Origin of the sequence: Bacillus sp. FDAARGOS_235, assembly GCF_002073415.2 — a bacterium.
Taxonomy (GTDB): domain Bacteria; phylum Bacillota; class Bacilli; order Bacillales; family Bacillaceae_G; genus Bacillus_A; species Bacillus_A toyonensis.
Map to the genome: position 1 here is coordinate 4,783,734 of NZ_CP020437.2, position 15,248 is coordinate 4,798,981.

Genomic DNA, 15,248 nt, shown 5'->3' on the forward strand with positions numbered 1-15,248 from the left:
ACAGTAAGGCCCTCACCAAACTTTTTAGTTTTCGCTGAATTTTGAGGAGGGATCTTACTGTCCGTTAGTGCGGGATAATTGGAGGGGCAACATGAAAAAAATAGGTGTAGGGATTGTAGGATTTGGATTTTCTAGTACAACATTTCACATCCCGCTATTACAAACGATAGAAGAATATGATATTCGAGCTATTTTATCTTCAAAAGAAGAAGTAGTGAAACAAACTTTACCAAATGTTGCTGTTGTTGACACAATTGATGAATTAGTAAAGCGATCTGATATTGAACTAGTTGTCATTACTTCACCGAATACAACTCATTTTCCATATGTAAAAGAAGCGATTTTACATGGTAAGCATGTTGTAGTGGAAAAACCATTTGTTGTTTCAATTGAAGAAGGGGAAGAACTTATCTCATTAGCAAAGCAGTATAATGTGATGTTAAGTGTATATCATAATCGTCGTTTTGATAATGATTTCCTAACAATTAAGAAATTGTTAGAAGAAAATAGAATAGGAAATGTATACGCATATGAAGCGCATTTTGATCGTTTCCGTCCACATGTACGCGATCGATGGAGAGAAAAGAATTTACCAGGTTCAGGTATCTTATATGATTTAGGATCGCATTTAATTGACCAAGCGCTATCATTATTCGGAAAACCAGATGCGATAAGCGCAGATGTAATAAAACAAAGGCCAGGTGCGGAGATTGATGACTATTTCCACGTAATACTTCATTATGGAGTTAAGCGTGTCATTTTACGTAGTAGCAGTTACGTGAAACAAGCAGGACCGCATTTTACATTACATGGGGACAAAGGTTCTATCGTGAAATACGGTATGGATTCGCAGGAAGAACAATTAAAAAATGGAATGAAGCCAGGCGATATAGGTTATGGGGTAGATGCTGAAGAGAATTTTGCTACTTTAGAAACAGAAGAAACTTTAAATCGTATTTCAACAGAAGTCGGTTGCTATGACATGTACTATAAAGGTGTAAGAGATAGTATATTAAATGGTGAGAAACTACCTGTAACAGCGCAAGATGGTTTAAATGTTATTAAACTAATTCAATTAGCGGTTGAAAGTAGTGAAACGGGTAGAGTCATTTCGGTAAAATAAAAAAGACACGAATTTCGTGTCTTTTTTATTTTGTTGGAACAGAAAGGCCGTAAAAGAACATCGTAACGATATCTTGTATATGTTTTTCTCGATCTCCTTCAAGAAGCTGTGCCCCGAAATCATCACCTAACTTAGTAAACATTTGAATGTAAAGTAACATCATTTCTTTCGTAAGGTGTGGATTAATTTCGTTTTTACGCTGAGCTCGTTCTAATATTTCTAAATACCAGGGAAGGATTTTTTCATTTTGATAACTATAAATAAACTTACGGAGTTCTTCGTCCCTTTGCATCATTTGTAGTAACATATCAGGTTGAAATAACCCGCCAGTATTCATTTTTCTTACAATCATTTTTTGCATCATATCATGAAAAGGTAATTTTTCTTCTGCAAGCCCTTTATAATATTGAAATTCAGATATGATAAATTCTTGTATAAGCTCCCTAAATAACGCATCTTTACTTCCGAAATGATTATAAATTGTAACTTGAGAAACGTTTGCTTCTTTTGCAATATGTTCTATTTTTACTTCATTAAATCCACGTTCTGAAAATAATACGAAGGCCGCCTCTTTAATGGCGCGTTTTTTCTTTTCTTTCACTTTTTCAAAGCCGTTCAATGTAATCACCTCACTTAAAATATACAAGAAAAAATAATGGAAAACAATATTTTTGAAATATGGACTAATAAATATTTCAAAAAGTTGTTGCGAATATGAAAGATGAGGAGTACAATAATTTTGAAATATCATATATTAAATATTTCAAAAAATGAGGTGGACTTATGATTTCAGTTCAAGATGTTACAAAACAGTTTTCGAATGGAAAAGGTTTGTTTCATATTACATTTGATGTAAAAGAGGGAGAAGTATTTGGTTATTTAGGACCGAATGGTGCCGGAAAATCAACGACAATTCGTAATTTAATGGGATTTATAAAACCGACAGCTGGTAAAGCGACAATTTTGGGATTAGATTGTTGGAATGAAGCAGCGAAAATTCAAAGGGAAGTTGGTTATTTACCGGGTGAAATTTCTTTTATTGACGGAATGAACGGATTAGAGTTTTTAAAATTAATGCAAGGAATGCGTGGATTAAAGGATACGAAAAGACGAGATGAACTGATAGATCGTCTGCAATTTGATGTGAAAACACCGATTCGCAAAATGTCTAAAGGAATGAAGCAAAAAGTAGGGATAGTCGCTGCATTTATGCACGATCCAGAGGTGTTAATTTTAGATGAACCAACATCTGGACTTGATCCACTGATGCAGCAAGTATTTATAGAACTAATAGTAGAGGAAAAACAAAGAGGAAAAACGATTCTTATGTCTTCACATATTTTTACTGAAATTGAGAGAACTTGTGACAGAGTAGCTATTATTAAAGATGGTCGACTCGTAACAGTTGAAAATATTCATGATTTACAAAGTATGAGACGACAGGTAATAGATGTAACTGTATCATCGCAAGAAGAAATTGAATCTCTTACAAAGTGTAATTTGCAATTTGAAGCGGTAAAAGGCAGAGAGGCATCTATTATTGTACAAGGAAACTATCAAACTGTTTTACAAACACTTTCAAACTATAATGTAACGGCACTTCAAACGAGAGCGATGGATTTAGAACATTTATTTATGCATTATTACGATAAGAAAGAAGGGGTAACGCATGAATAAGCAATTGTTTTTAGCTAGTTTGAAAGAAACACAAAAAAGTATTTTTAGTTATGCGATTGGTGCGGCTCTCTATTTATGGTTATTAATTTGGATATTCCCATCAATGGTATCAGCGAAAGGATTAAATGAATTAATAAGTGCTATGCCTGATAGTGTGAAAAAAATTGTTGGTATGGAAAGTCCGATTCAAAACGTAATGGATTTTTTAGCTGGGGAGTATTACAGTCTATTGTTTATTATCATTTTAACAATTTTTTGCGTAACAGTTGCGACACATTTAATTGCGCGTCATGTAGATAAAGGAGCGATGGCATACTTGCTAGCAACGCCTGTATCCAGAGTGAAAATTGCTATTACGCAAGCTACTGTTCTCATATTGGGGCTACTTATCATTGTAATTGTCACGTATGTAGCAGGTATAGTAGGAGCAGAATGGTTTTTAAAAGATAATAATTTAAATAAAGAATTATTTTTGAAGATTAATGTAGTCGGAGGGCTCATATTTTTAGTCGTTAGTGCATATTCATTTTTCTTTTCTTGTATATGTAATGATGAAAGAAAGGCACTTAGTTATTCAGCAAGTTTAACTATATTATTTTTCGTACTAGATATGGTAGGGAAATTAAGTGATAAGTTAGAGTGGATGAAAAGCCTATCTTTATTTACGCTGTTTCGTCCGAAAGAAATTGCTGAAGGAACATATAATATATGGCCGGTAAGTTTAGGTTTAACCGTTGGGGCAGTTTGCATCTTTTTGTTAGCAATAGTTATGTTTAGAAAGAGAGATTTACCGTTATAAAGTAGCAAGTCCACTGTGAAAGTGGACTTTTTTGTTTGTAAATTTGAACCGATATGTTCATTGTTTGCCACCATAAAAAGGATATTTATCTTTTTATTTACAAAAATATTCGAAAAAATGAACCTTTTTATAGGCTACGCAGTCTAATACGTGTAAAGTTAAATTTGAAGTGAGGATGAAACAGGAGGAGCAATTGTGAAAGTAATCCCTTTATATAAAATGATTGTAAAAGAAGAAACGGATGTTTCCTTAGCGAAAAAAGGTGATCATGAAGCCTTTATGGCGCTTATACATACGGAGAAAGTGAAGATGTATCGCATTGCAAAGGCGATGTTACATGATGAGACAAACATAGAGGATGCGATACAGACAACAATTTTAAAAGCTTATGAAAATATAAAAAAACTAAAAAAAGAAGCGTTTTTTCAAACTTGGTTAATTCGAATTTTAATAAATGAGTGTAACAATATAATTAAGTCATATAAAAAACTAATTATAATCGAGGATCATGATAGTAGTATGGTAGCGTTCGACCGATATAAAGATATTGATCTTTGTAATGCCATTCAGTCTTTAACGGAAGAATTAAGAGCTGTAACTGTACTTTATTATTATGAAGATATGAATCAAGAGAGTATTGCGTCCCTTTTAGAAATTCCAAAAGGGACGGTTAAGTCAAGGTTGTCACGTGCAAGGGAACTATTAGAAGAGCGATTAAAGATGGAATAGGGGGTGTATAGAATGGATAGTGAAAAATCATTTGATGAGAAATTAAAAAAGAGAATAAAAGATGAAAATGTTATTTTACCGCCAAAGTTAAATGGAAAGATTAATGATACACTGCATAATCTTCCAGTAAAAAAGAAGAGTTACAGAGTTCATATGATGGTAATTAGTGCCGCGGTTCTAGCGCTTTCTATTGTTTCTATGTCTGAATTTTCTATACAAAGCTTTGCACAAAATGGTGGAGTATTTGAATATGTGAAGAAAAAGGCGTTTTCTGATTATGAAAATGAAGAAGAAATAAAATTGAATGTAAATTATCCAGATAAGGAAAAAATTCATATAAAGATGTTGGATTCAATTGATCATTTTAAAAATATTTCAGGACAATTTGAGGAATATTCTAGCTCTACAAGAATGGCTACAACATACAAGTATGCGATTGATACGGAGAAACAAAGAGGCATTGCATCTCAAGAAGATAAACGATTGAAAAAAAGAACGATTATATATAACGAGGGTAGAAAAAAAGAGTTTGATGATGAGAACTATACATATAAAGAGTCAAAATGGAGCCCAGAGGAAAGAAATAATGAACTATTAAAACTAAATCCTACGGAAAGATTGTTGAGAAAATCAGGTGAGAGGAAACGGTATGATGGCGAATATGTGGGATTGGCTAAGCATAGTATTCAATCAGAATTCGCAGATTTGTTAATTCGATATAAAGATTGGAATTATAAAGAAACGAAATATCTAGGACTCGATTGTTACAAAATTGAAGGGGTAATTAATATAGAGATGCCTATTAGCGCCTCTGAAGATGTAAGAGGGAAATTTGAAATGGTTGTGGAGAAAAACACAGGGGTTATGTTAAAGTTTCTTAGTTTTCATGAAGGTATGATTCAATATTCAGTTACTACCGAATGGATACAAATAGATAAAGGGCTGAAAGAAAGTATGTTTCAAAAGGATAGCACGAAATATGAAAAAATGAAAAATATATTGGATGAATAGAAACAGGAGGAGAATAAATGGGGAATCATTCGTCTTCAAGAGAAGAGAAAAATAAGCGGAAATATAAAAAGACAACGATAATAAGTTTACTACTAGGAGTATTACTATTTGGCGGGGGTGGATATGGCACCTATGTATATATGAAAACTTCTAATCTTGTACAAAAATCTAATTTGAATTTAGCGCGTGGTGAAAAATCAAATTTACGTGAGAAAGCAGTAAAACCAATTGCAAACAATGTTTCACTTTTAATTATGGGCATTGATGAAAATCAAGAACGTCAAAAGGAGTATAGTGGTGCATTTCATACAGATGCGTTATTGCTGGCAACTTTTAATAAAGATGATAAGACAGTGAAATTAACAAGTATACCACGTGATACGTATACATATGTCCCGATTGAAAAGAAAAAGGATAAAATAACGCATGCATATGGAAGAGGGCTTGTTAAAAATGGTAAAGATGGAGGGCCACAAGCATCTGTTGAAGCAGTAGAAAAATTGTTACAAGTCCCCGTTGATTATTTTGTGAAGTTTAATTTTAGCTCATTTATTAAAATTGTTGATGGATTAGATGGTATTGAAATAGATGTCCCAGTTGAATTTACAGAACAAAATAGTAAAGATGAACCGGATGCGATTCATTTGAAAAAAGGACTACAAAAATTAACAGGAGAAGAAGCACTTGCGCTGGCAAGAACGCGTCATATTGACAGTGATGCAATGAGAGGGCAACGTCAACAACTTGTTATTGAAGCGATGTTAAATAAATTAAAAAGCGCGGGTTCGATTACAAAACTAGAGAAAATGGTTGAGGCGGTTGATGGTGATTTTAAAACAAATTTAGCCATGGATGATATTTTATCTTTTTATAAATATGGTTTAAATGGTTCAGTTGAAAAGACTCAATTAGCTGGTGATGATCTTTATTTACCTAATGGCCCAAATGGACAACGTGTCTATTACTATAATCCTAATAAAAAAGACCTACAAAGTTTGAGTGATACTCTTAGAACACATCTAGGATTAAGTGCGAAGCAGATTGAGGAGAATTAAAGCAGACGAAATGTCTGCTTTTTTATTAGCATCTACTCTATCTGCAATGAATGTTATCTCATTAGAAGGGTTAGCGCTACTACTTGGGGGAGATCGTTTCATGTCAGAAGCACGTGCTATCGTTAATTTAATTGGTAACGGTATTGCGACTGTAGTTGTTGCAAAAAGTGAAAATGAGTTTGATGATGAGAAGTATAAGAGAGTGGTAGAGGAAATGAAAAGAGAAAAAATTGCCGGGTAAAAAAGTCAGTTTAGCTGACTTTTTTATTTTTGTAGAAAAGATGTTTTTAGATATATGCATTATTTATTAGCAATAATTAACAAGTATTCAAGCGGTAAATGAGATGAAAGTGATTAAATCAATGAATGTGTATAAAGGAGAAATAAGGTTTGAACAACTTATGGCATTTTTATGAATATTACTGTAAAAAAATAATTTTTTAAAAATTTTCAATAATAATACTTTACAAAAATTAAAAAATTAGTAGAATAAGAATTAGTAAGAATCGTCTGATAAATATATAAAGAAAAACAGAATTATCAGAAAATTCTTTAATAGCTATCGTTAAGAATTAGGGAGGGTACAAAATGAAAAAGAAACAAATGAAAAAACTAACAGCAGTTGTAGCACCAGTTTTAGCAATGAGCATGGCGTTAACAGCATGTTCTACATCAGGTGGAGATAAGAAGACAAGCACAAACTCTAGCTCTAGTGGAGATAGTAAATCTGAAGGAAAACTAGCAGCGAAACAAGTGCTAAATCGTACAGAAACAAATGAGATCCCAACAATGGATACTTCAAAAAATACAGATACATTAGGTTCTCAAATTTTAGGGAACACAATGGAAGGGTTATATCGATTAGATAAAGATAATAAACCAATCCCAGCTGCAGCAGAATCTAGCACAAAAAGTGAAGATGGTAAAAAATATACATTTAAACTACGTAAAGATGCAAAATGGTCAAATGGTGATCCTGTAACTGCAAAAGACTTTGCGTACGCTTGGCAACGATTATTAGATCCAAAAACAACTGCAGAATATGCGTTTATCGCATTCCCGATTAAAAATGCAGAGGCAATTAATAAAGGTGAAAAACCAGTAACTGAACTAGGAGTTAAGGCGGTAGATGACTATACATTAGAAGTTGAATTAGAACAAGCGGTACCATACTTCTTAAACTTAGTTGCGTTCCCATCGTACTACCCATTAAATGAGAAGTTTGTAAAAGAAAAAGGGGATAAATTCGGTTTAGAGTCTGATACAACAGTATATAACGGACCATTTGTTCTTACTGATTGGAAGCACGAGCAAGGCTGGAAACTAAAGAAAAATGATCAATATTGGGATAAAAAGACTGTAAAGTTAGATGAAATCAACTATAGTGTAGTAAAAGAAATAAATACAAAGGTCAACTTATTTGATACAGGTGCAATTGATTTCGCACTTCTATCAGGTGAATTCGTTGATAAATATAGAAATAACAAAGAGGAGTTTGGTACATACTCACAAGTAAGTACATACTTCTTACGTATGAACCAAAAACGTGGTGGACAAGATACACCATTAAAGAGTCAGAAATTACGTGAAGCAATCGCGCTTTCTATCGATAAGAAAAACCTAGCAAACGTTATTTTAAATGACGGATCTAAACCAGCTGACTTCTTAGTACCGAAAGGGTTAGCGACTGGACCAGACGGCAAAGACTTCCAAGAAACATTTAAAAATGGTATCAAACCAGATGCGAAAAAAGCTGCTGCCGCATGGGAAGAAGCGAAAAAAGAACTTGGTAAAGACCAAGTTACAATTGAGCTATTAAACTATGATACTGGTAATGCGAAAAAAGTAGGGGAATATGTAAAAGACCAAATTGAGAAAAATTTAAAAGGTGTAACAGTTAATATTAAACTTCAGCCATTCAAACAAAAACTAAAACTAGAAACAGAGCAAGATTATGATATATCATATGCTGGTTGGGGACCTGACTATGCTGACCCAATGACATTCTTAGATATGTTCCAGTCTAAACATTCTCATAACCAAATGAGCTTCGCTGATCCGAAGTATGATGATATGATCAAAAAAGCTGGCACTGAATTAATGGGTGACGCGAAGAAACGTTGGGAAGAGTTAGGGAAAGCTGAGAAATTACTTCTTGAGCAAGATGTAGCACTTGTACCTTTATACCAACGTGGTGATGCATATGTTCTAAAACAAAATATTAAAGGTATTGTAAAACATAATATCAGTCCGGAATATAGCTTTAAATGGGCATATGTTGCTGAAAAATAAAAGAGTTGAAAAAGCATTTCAAAGTAGCTTAGCTACCTTGAAATGCTTTTTTGTATATTGGAAATTAAAATGTAAATTTGTAGTATAGCAAAATAGAGAAGAATAAGGAGTAAAGTATGTACATATGGTAGATGGGGGATAAATCATACTAAATTACGAAGTTTAAAATCAGAATATTTAAAATAAAACTATTTACAAATGTGAAAAAAAGAGTAGAATAACATTAGTTGTAATTTTCTGAAAAATATTTAACAAGGAGTCTCTCAAGGTTGGTAATGTACATATAATTAGGGAGGGTTAAAAAATGAAGAGAAAAAAAATGAAAAAATTAACAGCAGTTGTAGTACCAGTTTTAGCGATGAGTGTTGCATTGACAGCGTGCTCTAGTTCAGGTGGAGAAAAGAAAACGACTACTACATCTAATAGTGGGGAAGAAAAAACATCTGATATTAAATATGCAGCGAAGCAAGTATTGAATCGTACGGAAAATCAAGAAATTCCGACGATGGATACTTCTAAATCTACTGATACGTTAGGGGCACAAATTTTAGGAAACACGATGGAAGGCCTATATCGTCTTGATAAAGATAATAAGCCAATTCCTGCTGCGGCAGAATCTAGTACGAAAAGTGAAGATGGTAAAAAGTATACGTTTAAACTGCGAAAAGATGCAAAATGGTCGAATGGAGATCCTGTAACAGCGAAAGATTTCGTTTTCGCATGGCAGCGCTTACTTGATAAGAATACTGCGGCAGAATATGCATTTATTGCTTACTATATTAAAAATGCAGAAGCGATTAATAAAGGTGAAAAACCTATAACTGAATTAGGAGCGAAGGCGGTAGATGATTACACGCTAGAAGTAGAATTAGAAAAACCGGTACCGTATTTCTTAAATTTATTAGCATTCCCATCATACTATCCATTAAATGAAAAATTCGTAAAAGAAAAAGGTGATAAGTACGGTTTAGAAGCAGATACAACTGTATATAACGGGCCATTTGTTATGTCTTCATGGAAACATGAACAAGGTTGGCAGCTGAAGAAAAATGATAAGTACTGGGATAAAAAGACTGTGAAATTAGAAGAAATTAATTATAGTGTTGTAAAAGAAGTAGCTACAAAAGTAAATTTATATGATACAGGATCAATTGACTTTACATTACTATCAGGAGAATTTGTAGATAAATATAAATCGAATAAAGATGAGTACGGTGAGTATGCAGAATCAAGTACATTCTTCTTACGTTTAAATCAAAAACGTAACGGACAAGATACGCCATTAAAGAGCAAAAAGCTTCGTGAAGCAATTGCATTATCAGTCGATAAAAAAGGATTGGCGAATGTAATTTTAAATAATGGATCAAAAGCAACGGATCAATTGGTTCCGAAAGGGCTTGCGACAGGACCTGATGGAAAAGATTATCAAGATACATTTAAAAATGGTCTGAAATATGATCCGAAAAAAGGTGCAGCAGCTTGGGAAGAAGCGAAAAAAGAACTTGGAAAAGATCAAGTTACAATTGAATTACTAAGCTATGATGATGGAACTGCGAAAAAGATTGCTGATTATGTTAAAGATCAAATTGAGAAAAATTTAAAAGGTGTAACGATTAATACGAAAATTCAGCCGTTCAAACAAAAATTAAAATTAGAGACTGCACAAGATTATGAAATCTCTTATGCAGGTTGGAGTCCAGATTATGCGGATCCAATGACATTTATTGATATGTTTGAATCGAAGAGCCCGTATAACCAAATGAGTTATTCAAATCCAAAATACGATGAAATGGTAGGAAAAGCAGGTAATGAATTAATGAGTGATGCGAAAAAACGCTGGGAAACGTTAGGGAAAGCTGAAAAATTATTCCTTGAAGAAGATGCAGGATTAGTTCCTTTATATCAAACAGGAAGATCGTACGTAATGAAACCGAATGTAAAAGGAATCGTGAAACATAACATCAGTCCAGAATATAGCTTTAAGTGGGCGTATGTAACTGAGGATGGCGGAAAAAAATAAAGTGAAAGCATTTCAAAAGTGGCTGAGCTGCTTTTGAAATGCTTTTTAGTATGTATAAGGGAAATATATCTCGTTAGCCTATTGAGAAACGGGTAGGGAATTAGGAAGATTCTATCGGAGGACATTAGAGAGAGTTCAGTAAGTAGTAAGACAGATGAATGATAGTAAGAGATCTCATGCTAATAAGAAAAATATAGAACGTAGTAATAGAGTGGAATAAGGGGAGGGATGTTTACATATAGTAGACGGGGGATAATTCATAAAGTAGTTAAAACAACAAGTTACTATCACAAAAAAATAAATATTTAGAAAATTTACAAAAATGCTTTACAAAACTCAGAAAAATAGTAGAATATTAATTAATAAGAATTTTCTGATAACGAAAGTTAATAGAGAATTTCTAAATGTTAATATCGTACATATAATTGGGGAGGGTACAAGAAAATGAAGAGAAAAAAGATGAAAAAATTGACAGCGGTCGTAGCACCAGTTTTAGTAATGAGTATGGCATTAACAGCTTGCTCTGGATCAGGGGAAAAAGATAAGGCAAGCACAACACCAAAAAGCGGTGAAAAAGAAGGCGGAAAATTAGCAGCGAAGCAAGTGTTGAATTTAACAGAGAGCCAAGAGATTCCATCTATGGATTCTGTTAAAGCGACAGACCAAGTATCGTTTCTTGCTTTAAACAACGTAATGGAAGGTTTATATCGACTGGATAAAGATAATAAAGCAACACCAGGGGTTGCTGAATCATATAAAAAGAGTGATGATGGTAAGAAGTATACATTTACATTAAATAAAAATGCAAAATGGTCAAATGGAGAGCCTGTAACAGCGAAAGATTTCGTATTTTCTTGGAAACGTGCTGTAGATAAAAATACAGCAGCGGAATATGCATACATTATGTTCGATGTAAAAAATGCAAAAGCAATTAATGAAGGAAAAGCAGCGCTTGATACGTTAGGTGTAAAAGCTGTAGATGACTATACGTTAGAAGTAGAATTAGAAAATGCAGTTCCTTACTTTGTTGAATTAACTTCATTCGGAACATTCTATCCACAAAATGAAAAATTCGTAAATGAAAAAGGTGCAAAATTCGGTTTAGAAGCAGATACAACATTATACAACGGACCATTTACATTAACAGACTGGAAACATGAAGAAGGTTGGAAATTAAAGAAAAACGCACAGTACTGGGATAATAAAACAGTTAAGTTAGAAGAAATCAACTTTAACGTAGTAAAAGATAGCGGTACACGTGTCAACTTATATGAAAGTGGACAGATTGACCGTTCAGGATTAGTATCTGAATTTGTTGACAAATATAAATCGAATCCAGATTTCTATACACAAAAAACACCATCAACGTTCTTCTTACGTTTAAATCAAAAACGTGGTGGTCAAGATACGGTGTTAAAGAACAAAGATTTACGTTTAGCAATTGCAAAGGCGTATGATAAAAAAGGTTTAACGAATGTTATTTTAAATGACGGATCTACACCTGCAGATTACTTAGTACCAAAAGAATTTGCTAAGAGTCCGGATGGAAAAGACTTCCGTAAAGAAAATGGAGATATTTTAAAAACGGATGTGAAAAAGGCAAAAGAGCATTGGGACAAAGCGAAAAAAGAGCTTGGAAAAGATCAAGTAACAATTGAGCTGCTAAACTATGATAGCGATAATGCGAAAAAAGTAGGGGAGTTCTTAAAAGGAGAGCTTGAGAAAAACTTACCAGGCTTAACAGTGAACTTGAAAAACCAGCCGTTTAAACAAAAATTAAAATTAGAATCAGATCTAGATTATGATTTATCTTACGCTGGTTGGGGACCTGACTACTTAGATCCAATGACATTCATTGATATGTTCGTTACAGATGGACCTCATAACCAAACTGGTTACTCAAATAAGAAATATGATGAAATTGTAGAAAAAGGTAAAGGTGAGCTATTAACGAAAACGAAAGAGCGTTGGGATAGCTTACTGAAAGCTGAGAAAATGTTACTTGAAGATGCAGCAATTGCACCATTATATCAACGTGGTGATGCAATTGTTCAAAGAGCGAAAGTAAAAGGAATTGTTCACCACCCAGTTGGTGGAGATTACAGCTACAAATGGGCATATATCGGTGAGGAAAAATAAGCTGAGGGGGCGCGTGATGCGCCCTTTTTTTATGCACTTTTCATTCTTCCTTGAATATATAAAATAAAAAAGGGAGAATCCCATGGAACGAAATACTTACATCGATTTCTTAGCTTATTACGGAATAGGAAGTGCTCATCCTGGTGGTTTTACGTTAACAAAACAATTGCTAGCACAACTGCCTCTTAGACAAGGAGCGGATGTCCTTGAGATAGGTTGTGGTACGGGGAAAACAGCGGCTTACATGACAAAAGAATTCGGTTATAAAGTAACAGCGATTGAAAAGAATGAAATTATGATTCAAAAAGCGAAAGATAGATGGTTGTTTGAAAGATTGAATGTACAATTGATTCAAGGTGATGCAGAGCGATTACCTTGTTTAAATGATTCATTTGAGTTTGTGCTTGGGGAATCGATACTCGCTTTTACAGATAAAGAAAGGGTTATATCAGAGTGCTATCGTGTATTACAGAAGGATGGTAAGCTTGTTGTCATTGAAATGATTATTAATACACATATTGAGAAGAGTGAGGAAGAAAAAATTGCCCAATTATATGGCATGAAAGAATTATTAACTGAGAATGAGTGGGTACAACTATTTCAGAAAGCAAATTTCAAAAGAATTACAATTGCTGGCGGTGGTACAATTGCAGAAACGATATCTAGCTATATAGAAGAGCCGGAATGGAATGTATCAACATATATTCCGAATGAGTTATATGAGGCATGGGTACAACATGAAAACGTACGACGTATGTACCAACATGTTTTAGGACACCGTATATTTATATGTGAAAAGTAGAGAAAAAGAGTTGGCTAAAGGTAGTCAACTCTTTACTATGTTAAATGAAAAATAATGCAGCTAAAGTAATTCCGAAGATGAAACCAAATCCAAGTTCAACGCCCCAGCCACAACCGCCACCCCAGCCGCCGCCACCACAATTACCGCAACCACGACCGCCACATCCACAGCTACTGAATCCACCACCGCAACCGAATCCGCAACTATCACATCTGCTAATGCCGCCGCAAAGATCACAACCACCGTTTGTATATGCATCATAGTATCCGAATCCTGTATCAAAAGATGAGCGCTGTTGCATTGGTTCGATCCATACAGATTCATTTGTCACATCGATTATTTTGCCTAAGTGAATGCGACCATCACGATCTTCAATTCGAACAACTTTACCGAAATAACGTCGGCACGTATCATAACATCTTTGTCTATGCATGTTCTGTCCTCCTTCCCCCTTACAGTAATACGATATGTAAGGGGGACAAGTGCGGCTTGTACGAATGACCTACCTATCATAATTGTTATATGAAAGGGGAAATATAAAGAAAGGATATAGTAAGGAGGGAAAGGCAATGAAATCTACAGATCAGTTTCAAACATACGAAGTACCGTGGAAAGAATTTATAGAAGCATTGCGAGATGAAATGAAGAAAAAAGTAGGAGCGGATATTATTGATACAGTAGTTTGCAATTTAGAAGATGGATTTGAAGTGTATACATATATACAGGGGGATTTAGAGTTTGAATATAAAGAAGCGCTTGAAAGAAAATACGGAAGTGATGCTAAGACTCCTAATTTGTTAACGATTATGCTATTAGCCAGCATTTATAATACGAGTGAAGCGAATATACGCTTACATGCAGATAACAAAGATAATCCAATTGTTGAAGTATATGTGAAGCAATGAAACACGCTGTGAAAGGCGTGTTTTTTATTTATTCCGCTATTTTTGGGCAGTAAAACTCCTACCAAAAAATTTGGCTGGAGCAAAAAAGTTAGGGGGAGCCAGACTGTCCGTAAACGCCCCACTGATCAAAGTTTTACTTTATATGATAAAGTATTAGAAAGTTAGGCATCTTAATTTAACGGTTACAGATGTAGTAGCTACTAGAGAATTTTTAGAAAAATATTTTGGATTAATTTGAAGTGGAACGAGGGGAAATGGCTTTGCAGTTATGCGTGATAAGGATGGGTTTATACTAAATTTAATGAAAGGGAAAGAAGTTCAGTATCCTAAAACATTTCATGTAGGATTTCCGCAAGAAAATGAGGAACTAATAAATAAAATGAATCAAAGATTGAAGGAAGATGGATTTTTGGTTGAACCTCCTAAACATGCACATGCGTATACGTTTTATGTTGAAGCGCCTGGTGGATTTACAATTGAAGTAATGTGCTAATTAAAAAATCAAACTTTTTGTTGTGTGTTTTTAATATGAAAAGTAGGAAAAGTCTGTTTTAAGTATGAAGCTTAGACAGGCTTTTTTGCCTATATAATTGGATAGAAAATGCTATAAAGAATATTACCAAGTGTATATATATGTTTACATAATAAAGTTATGGTGGGTTAGTTGTCCTAAAATACAAGTCATATATCTTGTTT

13 protein-coding genes and 2 pseudogenes are annotated in these 15,248 nt (G+C 33.9%); 13 read left to right on the forward strand and 2 right to left on the reverse strand.

Annotated features, from left to right (window positions below; translation table 11 throughout):
- Positions 1 to 91: 91 nt before the first annotated feature.
- Complete coding sequence (locus A6J74_RS27090) at positions 92 to 1,123, forward strand: oxidoreductase (protein WP_000719743.1); 1,032 nt, start codon at positions 92 to 94, stop codon at positions 1,121 to 1,123.
- Positions 1,124 to 1,148: 25 nt separating this feature from the next.
- On the opposite strand, the gene A6J74_RS27095 is transcribed toward A6J74_RS27090, so the two are convergent.
- Positions 1,149 to 1,742, reverse strand: a complete 594-nt coding sequence (locus tag A6J74_RS27095) for a TetR/AcrR family transcriptional regulator (protein WP_001013009.1) — start codon at positions 1,740 to 1,742, stop codon at positions 1,149 to 1,151.
- A 164-nt stretch (positions 1,743 to 1,906) separates the two neighbouring features.
- Between A6J74_RS27095 and A6J74_RS27100 the strand changes: the two genes are divergently transcribed.
- The 10 genes and pseudogenes from A6J74_RS27100 to A6J74_RS27145 all read left to right on the forward strand — a co-directional run bounded on the left by A6J74_RS27100 (position 1,907) and on the right by A6J74_RS27145 (position 13,647).
- The gene (locus A6J74_RS27100; protein ID WP_000626573.1) at positions 1,907 to 2,800 is read left to right on the forward strand and encodes an ABC transporter ATP-binding protein; all 894 of its coding nucleotides are present in this window, start codon (positions 1,907 to 1,909) and stop codon (positions 2,798 to 2,800) included.
- The gene (locus A6J74_RS27105) at positions 2,793 to 3,599 is read left to right on the forward strand and encodes an ABC transporter permease subunit (RefSeq protein WP_001041420.1); all 807 of its coding nucleotides are present in this window, start codon (positions 2,793 to 2,795) and stop codon (positions 3,597 to 3,599) included. The genes A6J74_RS27100 and A6J74_RS27105 overlap by 8 nt, the downstream gene beginning before the upstream one ends.
- Before the next feature lie 195 nt (positions 3,600 to 3,794).
- Positions 3,795 to 4,328, forward strand: coding sequence for an RNA polymerase sigma factor (locus tag A6J74_RS27110; protein WP_000864737.1), 534 nt, complete (start codon positions 3,795 to 3,797; stop codon positions 4,326 to 4,328).
- 12 nt (positions 4,329 to 4,340) lie between these two features.
- A complete protein-coding gene (locus A6J74_RS27115; protein ID WP_000376642.1) occupies positions 4,341 to 5,339 on the forward strand; it encodes an ECF-type sigma factor negative effector in 999 nt (332 codons plus the stop codon).
- Positions 5,340 to 5,356: 17 nt separating this feature from the next.
- Complete coding sequence (locus tag A6J74_RS27120) at positions 5,357 to 6,394, forward strand: LCP family protein (RefSeq protein ID WP_000526735.1); 1,038 nt, start codon at positions 5,357 to 5,359, stop codon at positions 6,392 to 6,394.
- Positions 6,395 to 6,416: 22 nt separating this feature from the next.
- A pseudogene (locus A6J74_RS27125) lies at positions 6,417 to 6,635 on the forward strand (C4-dicarboxylate ABC transporter); the annotation flags it as partial.
- Between the two features lie 347 nt (positions 6,636 to 6,982).
- Positions 6,983 to 8,686: a peptide ABC transporter substrate-binding protein gene (locus A6J74_RS27130; protein ID WP_000730158.1), complete on the forward strand. Its 1,704-nt coding sequence runs from the start codon at positions 6,983 to 6,985 to the stop codon at positions 8,684 to 8,686.
- 304 nt (positions 8,687 to 8,990) lie between these two features.
- Positions 8,991 to 10,706, forward strand: a complete 1,716-nt coding sequence (locus A6J74_RS27135; RefSeq protein ID WP_000823479.1) for a peptide ABC transporter substrate-binding protein — start codon at positions 8,991 to 8,993, stop codon at positions 10,704 to 10,706.
- 444 nt (positions 10,707 to 11,150) lie between these two features.
- Positions 11,151 to 12,845, forward strand: a complete 1,695-nt coding sequence (locus tag A6J74_RS27140) for a peptide ABC transporter substrate-binding protein (RefSeq protein ID WP_000823458.1) — start codon at positions 11,151 to 11,153, stop codon at positions 12,843 to 12,845.
- Between the two features lie 82 nt (positions 12,846 to 12,927).
- Entirely contained in the window at positions 12,928 to 13,647 is a 720-nt protein-coding gene (locus A6J74_RS27145; RefSeq protein WP_000440863.1) for a class I SAM-dependent methyltransferase, read from the forward strand.
- A 40-nt stretch (positions 13,648 to 13,687) separates the two neighbouring features.
- Here the strand turns inward: A6J74_RS27145 and A6J74_RS27150 are convergent, their stop codons facing one another.
- Positions 13,688 to 14,080: a hypothetical protein gene (locus A6J74_RS27150; RefSeq protein ID WP_000555013.1), complete on the reverse strand. Its 393-nt coding sequence runs from the start codon at positions 14,078 to 14,080 to the stop codon at positions 13,688 to 13,690.
- A gap of 136 nt (positions 14,081 to 14,216) precedes the next feature.
- Between A6J74_RS27150 and A6J74_RS27155 the strand changes: the two genes are divergently transcribed.
- Together A6J74_RS27155 and A6J74_RS27160 are read left to right on the forward strand one after the other, a co-directional pair.
- Positions 14,217 to 14,552: a hypothetical protein gene (locus A6J74_RS27155; RefSeq protein WP_000842915.1), complete on the forward strand. Its 336-nt coding sequence runs from the start codon at positions 14,217 to 14,219 to the stop codon at positions 14,550 to 14,552.
- Between the two features lie 160 nt (positions 14,553 to 14,712).
- Positions 14,713 to 15,045 (forward strand): annotated as a pseudogene (locus A6J74_RS27160) (VOC family protein); the annotation flags it as partial.
- Positions 15,046 to 15,248: the final 203 nt, after the last annotated feature.